The sequence below is a fragment of the Paenibacillus alginolyticus DSM 5050 = NBRC 15375 genome (genome assembly GCF_000422905.1).
In the GTDB taxonomy this organism is placed as follows: Bacteria; Bacillota; Bacilli; order Paenibacillales; family NBRC-103111; genus Paenibacillus_E; species Paenibacillus_E alginolyticus.
On record NZ_AUGY01000098.1, the window covers coordinates 23244 to 29243 of the forward strand.

Here is a 6000-nt window from a genome sequence, read left to right on the forward strand (position 1 = left end):
AACATCCCCAGTGGCTCACTATTTTTATAACCAATACCCCTCGTGCGCTGCTACAGCTTCCGCCTCTATCTCAGGAATAGGGCCGATAACTTCAATCGGCTTATTTCCTCTGGCAAATACCACCCGACAGGGTAAGTCCAACGTTGGATTCTGTTCATCATCTCCTGTAAGCTCAGCTAATCGTGTTTCTGAAATGCCATAGACGACACGTCCCACGTTCCCCCAATAGATGGCGCCCGAGCACATGGCACATGGTTCGGTAGAAGTATACAACGTACATGCCCATAGCTCTTTCTTACTGTATCTTTTCGAGGCAACCTCCATCAACATAGTTTCTGCGTGCCCCGTGCAGTTCGATTGCGTAATTTCAACATTTCCATGCTCCAGCAAGATCTCCCCGGTCAGCCCCACCAGCAACGCTCCGAAAGGCGCGTTACCAGATTTTCTGGCCAACACAGATAACTCTACACATCTTTTTAAAAAGGGAATGTGGCTCGCATACTCGCTCATCTTGCTTCCTCCAATGACCTAAATTCTTTTTAAAATCTTTGCTCCCTGATGTAGGGAACGCCTAAAGCTTCAGGAGCGCCTGAAGGCTTATTTCGATTTCGCCAGCCGAGGAACATCAGAACCAGAATGGTCACGATGTACGGAATCATTTTCAGAAAATAAGAAGGGATATGACTGCCAATAAGCTGCACGCGGAACCCTAGCGTATCCAACACACCGAAGAAATAAGCGCACACCAATGCACGAACCGGATTCCATCTCGCGAAAATAATGAGCGCCACCGCAATCCAACCGCGTCCAGAGGTCATGCCTTCGTTCCAAGTTGGCGTGTACACGAGCAGCAAATCAGCACCTCCAAGACCGATCAACATAGAGCCGATAATGATACAAACGTACCGGATCGCGATAACGGGAATGCCCATTACATCCGCTGTTGCCGGGTTATCCCCGACCGCTCTGAGATGCAGCCCCCATGATGTGCGGTGAATGAACAGATGCATAACAATAACCAGCACAAAGCTGAACCAAGTAAAAAGATCCAGGTGCGCAAAAACCTTCCCAACAAAAGGCACACTCTCCAGCCATAGCAAATCTAGCTTCGGTACTGCTCCGGGTAGTGGGATACCGCTAACACGCTTTCCTAGATAAGCACTAAGACCTGCGCCGAATATCGTCATCGCTAGACCACTTACGACCTGATTGGCATGCAGGGTTACACATAGAAATCCATGAAGCATACCCAGAACACCGCCCACTGCAAGTACACAAAGGAGGGTCAGCGGCAAGCTCCCGGTTTGAATGAAGACCAGACAGGATGTCACTGCCCCCATTAACATAAGCCCTTCCGCACCCAGTTGTGTGACGCCGGATCTTTCAATAAGAATTCCACCCAATACAGCTAAGAGCAGCGGCGTACCGGAAGAGATAGCGGAAACAATTAATTGTGTGACGATATCCACGACATTCCCTCCCCTTTCAACATAATTTCAATCCAAGCTCAAGCTCACCTATCACCTATTGCGGCGAATGCGGATTTTCCCGGCCATACCGCCTGCAATGAGAAAAAATAGGATAGCCCCTTGAATCATAGATGAGGTCGATGAGGGAAGGCCGATCGTCTGCACACTGTATCCTCCCGCAATGAGCCCTCCGAACAGCACCGATGATATCACCAGCCCTGCCGGATTCAGCTTCGCAAGCCAAGCCACAATAATAGCTGTGTACCCATACCCTGGCGAAATGCCATACATAAGTCGGTGCGCCACACCGGAAACTTCGCTCATTCCCGCTAATCCAGCCACTCCGCCGCTTATGATCATAACAACGAGAACATGTCTGGAAATTCGAATTCCTGCATTCCGTGCAGCTTCTGCATTAGCACCAATGAGTCGCAGCTCATAACCCCAACGCGTATATCGGATCATAAAGGCATAGAGCAGCACGGCAATAATAGCAAAAACGATCCCGAAATGAAGTCGGGTAGCTCCAAAAGCAGGCAATGACTGCGCCGCGGTGAACATCGGGGTTCCTGGGAAGTTAAAGCCTTTCGGATCTTTCCATGGACTGAATACCGCATAATTTAAAGCAAGAAGAGCCACATAATTCAACATTAAAGATGTAATTAGTTCATTAACTTGAAAATAGGTCCTAGGAATCGCCGTCAGCAATCCCCAGACCCCACCAGCTACGATGCTCGCCGCGACCATAGATGGAATCGAAATGTACATTGGCAGCTGTGGAAAATAAACCGTAACCGCGGTAGCCGCCATCGCTCCAGCCAAAAACTGCCCCTCGGCACCGATATTCCATACCGAAATCCGGTACGCAATCGACACGCCAAGACCGCAAAGCAGCAGCGGAATCGCCTTCACAAGGGTTTCTGTAATGCCAAAGGAAGAATCGAAAGCACCTTTCAACATTTTGGCATACACCATAAACGGATTCATGCCATTCAAAGCTATAAAAATACCACAGGCCACAAGCGCCAAGACGATGGATACAATCGTCACCCACCACGGACTCGCTGGTCCTGCAGGATCAATCTCAAAACGGTAAGGCAAACGGAAACTAGCTTCTCGTTTAGGCATTTTATTTTCTATCGGAATGGTCCCTGCCGTTTGTTGTTCGCTCACCCTGCATCCTCCTCTGACCCCGCCATCAGCATCCCGATATATTCACGGCTCGCTTCTTCTCGGGGAATATTGCCCACGATGCGTCCGTCGTACATGACCAGTATTCGGTCAGCTAGCTGCAGCACCTCATCCAAATCTTCAGATACTAGGAGTACTGAACTCCCCTTGCTGCGCAATTCCTCTAATAATTGGTGCACCCCCTCAGTGGCACCCACATCTAGCCCCTGCGTTGGATGCACAGCGACCATCAGCTTCGGATCTTGATCAATTTCCCTGGCAAAAAGCAGCTTCTGCTGATTCCCCCCAGACATATATTGAACAGGTGCATCAATCCCCGATGTCCTCACCTCAAAAAGCTCAACAAGCTTCTGCGACCAGCTTCGATTGCTCCCAGTACGAAGTAAACCGAAACGTGATCGTTCCGGAGAACGATACGTTTTGAAAAGCAGGTTGTCTACAGTGCCCAAACTGCCTGCTAGACCGCTCTTCATGCGGTTTTCCGGCACATGGGCAATGCCCAGCTCAATGGCCGCGCGCACCGAACCGTTACGCAACGCCTTGCCCCCAAAATGTACATCGCCTTGTTTCCAGACGCGAAGTCCCGTTAACACCTCGGCAAGCTCTTTCTGCCCGTTCCCTGACACACCGGCAACACCAACAATCTCACCTTCACATACTTGAAAATGAAGCCCATCCAGCACCTTGCGTCCATGATCCGCATACACATCCAAACCACCCACCACAAGCATCGGCTTTCCTTGCGGTTTCTCTCTAACAAACGTGCGGCTTTCAAGGTTCTCCTTGCCGACCATTAACTGCGCCAGATCCCTCTCACTCGTTTCTGACTTCGCCATCGTTGCGATCATCTCGCCTTTACGCATGACCGAAATGCGATCCGCTGCAAACATGACCTCCTTGAGTTTATGCGTCGTCATAATGACGGTCTTCCCTTCATTTTTCATGCGATTCAGCGTCTCAAACAACTGATCTACCTCACCTGGTGTCAACACCGAGGTAGGTTCATCCAAAATAATTAAATCCGCTCCACGATAGAGCGTCTTCACAATTTCAACACGCTGCTGTTCCCCGACGGACAGCTGCCATATGGGCCGGTCCACCGGAAACGGTAGACCAAAATGCTTGGAGATTGCCTCGATCTCCTCGGACTTCTTAGTGAGCCATCGTGGACCGCGCCAGAACGAAGACGACTCCCCAAGAACAATGTTCTCCGCCGCAGTTAACGTTTGAACAAGTCGAAAATTCTGAAAGACCATGCCAACCCCTAGATTCATCGCATCCTTCGGGGAACGAATCCGCACCTTCTCACCGTGGATAAGAATCTCTCCGCTTGTTGGGCGATATACACCCGAGAGCATGCACATCATTGTGCTTTTACCGGCTCCATTCTCACCTAACAACGCATGAATCTCTCCAGCTTTTGCCCGGAAATCAACATGATGATTAGCCACGACAGAACCAAACTGCTTGACGATCTGGTTCATCTCAACAGAATAACCCTCCGTTTTAAGCAATGAGCCTCCTCCTTCTCGTCCTTTACACACCCCTGTATATTCAAAACAGCATCTCCCATTTTGGGATCTGCTGTTTCTGTAAACAATATCTTGGATATCTCATAAGTCCATACTTTTGGAAAGTGAATTGCTATGTATCTTACCTCACTATAAGGTTGAGTTAACCAGCCCGTCAATTAACATGACATCAATTTTGGGTATCTAACGAAAAACAAACATTTATTTGTGCTCATCACCAAAATTAGTGTCAAATTAACTCACGTAGAATTCAAAAAGGAGCACCTCCTTTAACGAAGTTGCCCCTTAAGCCATGCAATGCCAATGAATTACGAAAGAAATATACCACCATAAACGAAACCAGCCACAATCACAAACGCAGGGTGAATCTTCCTCTTTTGAATGAGATAGAAAGCAACTGCGGCAATGCCAATAAACTGCAAGTATCCTATCGTTTTCGTTGATTCCACCATGCTGCTCCAAGTGACCAACACCATCATGATCGCGATAACAGGTTGCACAAGCAGCGTCATTCCTTTGATTACCGGAGATTGCTTATACTTCTGCAGGATATTCAGCAAAATGATGAGTGCAATTATGGAAGGAACCACAGTTGCAGCCACGGCAATTAGAACACCTACCCAACCACCTATTTGAAAGCCGACATACGCGGCAATTTTCGTAGCAATCGGTCCAGGCAGCGCATTCCCCAGAGCTAGCATGTTCGAGAATTGACTGCTAGTCATCCAAGCATGATTCGGAACAATCTCTTGATACATGAGCGGGATCGACGAGGGGCCACCTCCGTATCCGAATACATTAGCGAGAAAGAAACTAACAAGTAAATGCCACCACTCACTCATACGCCCTCACCTTTACTAAGCTGCTTCTTGTTCTTGTTCCACTTGTCCTTTAGCTTATGATGAAAAGCGCCATATAGTAAAAACATAAAAATAACGATAGCCGGATGCACAGAGAAAGTCTGCAGCAGCAAGAACGAAATAACAAAAAATGTGAGACCTGCCGCCCAGCCCAAACCTTTAACCGCCTTCTCCCCGAACTCATACGCCATCACGCCTAGCATAACCGCCACAATAGGCACAACCGCTGCTATCATGCCTTTAATCACTTGAGAAGTACTAAAGAAATTAATGAACGAATACAACCCCACCATGGCTACACAGGTAGGAACGATGTGAGCCAAAACACCAATCGCCGCTCCCCATCCCCCTTTGAGACGATATCCCAAATAGCCCGCAAGCTTCGTCGCTATCGGTCCCGGCAGCGTATTTGCTATCGCTAGCACCTCCATGAATTCCTCATCCTTCATCCACTGAAAACGCGTCACCGCCTCATACCGTATCAACGGCACAATCGACGGCCCACCGCCATATCCCAATATCCCCGTCCGAAACATCGCCATACCTATCTGAACATAGACATTCCCCACTATGTATCACTCCTGTCTCTGTAGCGCCATCAACAACAAATTAAACTAAGCTTTATTGTAATATAAGTTGAAAGGATTCATTCGATTCTTTTCTCATCTTTGTAAAAATGACAAAGATTCCTCGTATTCTTGGGACTTGGCTTTAAATTGTTTAAATCGGCGGATAGTGCTTAGTGTGGGTTGCTTTGAGCTAATTTAGAGTCTCTAGGAGTAAGTTTCACAATTCAAAACCCACGCCAGATAAGGGTTTCTGGCGGATGCAAAAAGGAGAACCTCCCCATCTAATCGAAAGTGTAAGTACCACCAAACACTAGAAGAGAAGGGAGTTCTCCTAATGTATTTGATTCGGCAGCAAAGCCTGTTTTCCCTGCAAGACCTA

Annotated in this window: 6 protein-coding genes; all 6 read right to left on the reverse strand. The window is 48.1% G+C overall.

Annotated features, from left to right (window positions below; genetic code table 11):
- Positions 1-24 precede the first annotated feature (24 nt).
- The gene (locus G519_RS0131380) at positions 25-510 is read right to left on the reverse strand and encodes a nucleoside deaminase (protein ID WP_029198023.1); all 486 of its coding nucleotides are present in this window, start codon (positions 508-510) and stop codon (positions 25-27) included.
- A 29-nt stretch (positions 511-539) separates the two neighbouring features.
- Entirely contained in the window at positions 540-1469 is a 930-nt protein-coding gene (locus G519_RS0131385) for an ABC transporter permease (protein ID WP_029198024.1), read from the reverse strand.
- Positions 1470-1520: 51 nt separating this feature from the next.
- Positions 1521-2597 (reverse strand): ABC transporter permease, encoded by a 1077-nt coding sequence (locus tag G519_RS0131390; protein ID WP_409372027.1) that lies wholly within the window; start codon positions 2595-2597, stop codon positions 1521-1523.
- A gap of 41 nt (positions 2598-2638) precedes the next feature.
- On the reverse strand, positions 2639-4144 hold the full coding sequence (locus G519_RS0131395; RefSeq protein WP_036634465.1) for an ABC transporter ATP-binding protein: 1506 nt from the start codon (positions 4142-4144) through the stop codon (positions 2639-2641).
- 356 nt (positions 4145-4500) lie between these two features.
- Entirely contained in the window at positions 4501-5034 is a 534-nt protein-coding gene (locus tag G519_RS0131400; RefSeq protein ID WP_029198027.1) for a chromate transporter, read from the reverse strand.
- On the reverse strand, positions 5031-5594 hold the full coding sequence (locus G519_RS0131405) for a chromate transporter (RefSeq protein ID WP_051253852.1): 564 nt from the start codon (positions 5592-5594) through the stop codon (positions 5031-5033). Before G519_RS0131405 ends, G519_RS0131400 begins: the two co-directional genes overlap by 4 nt.
- Between the last annotated feature and the right edge of the window lie 406 nt (positions 5595-6000).

Bases quoted from the DNA above. Each gene is read 5' to 3' on its own strand.
- G519_RS0131400 (WP_029198027.1), bottom strand. From the start codon at position 5,034: ATGAGTGAGTGGTGGCATTTACTTGTTAGTTTCTTTCTCGCTAATGTA.
- G519_RS0131380 (WP_029198023.1), bottom strand. From the start codon at position 510: ATGAGCGAGTATGCGAGCCACATTCCCTTTTTAAAAAGATGTGTAGAG.
- G519_RS0131395 (WP_036634465.1), bottom strand. From the start codon at position 4,144: ATGAACCAGATCGTCAAGCAGTTTGGTTCTGTCGTGGCTAATCATCAT.
- G519_RS0131405 (WP_051253852.1), bottom strand. From the start codon at position 5,594: ATGGCGATGTTTCGGACGGGGATATTGGGATATGGCGGTGGGCCGTCG.
- G519_RS0131390 (WP_409372027.1), bottom strand. From the start codon at position 2,597: ATGCCTAAACGAGAAGCTAGTTTCCGTTTGCCTTACCGTTTTGAGATT.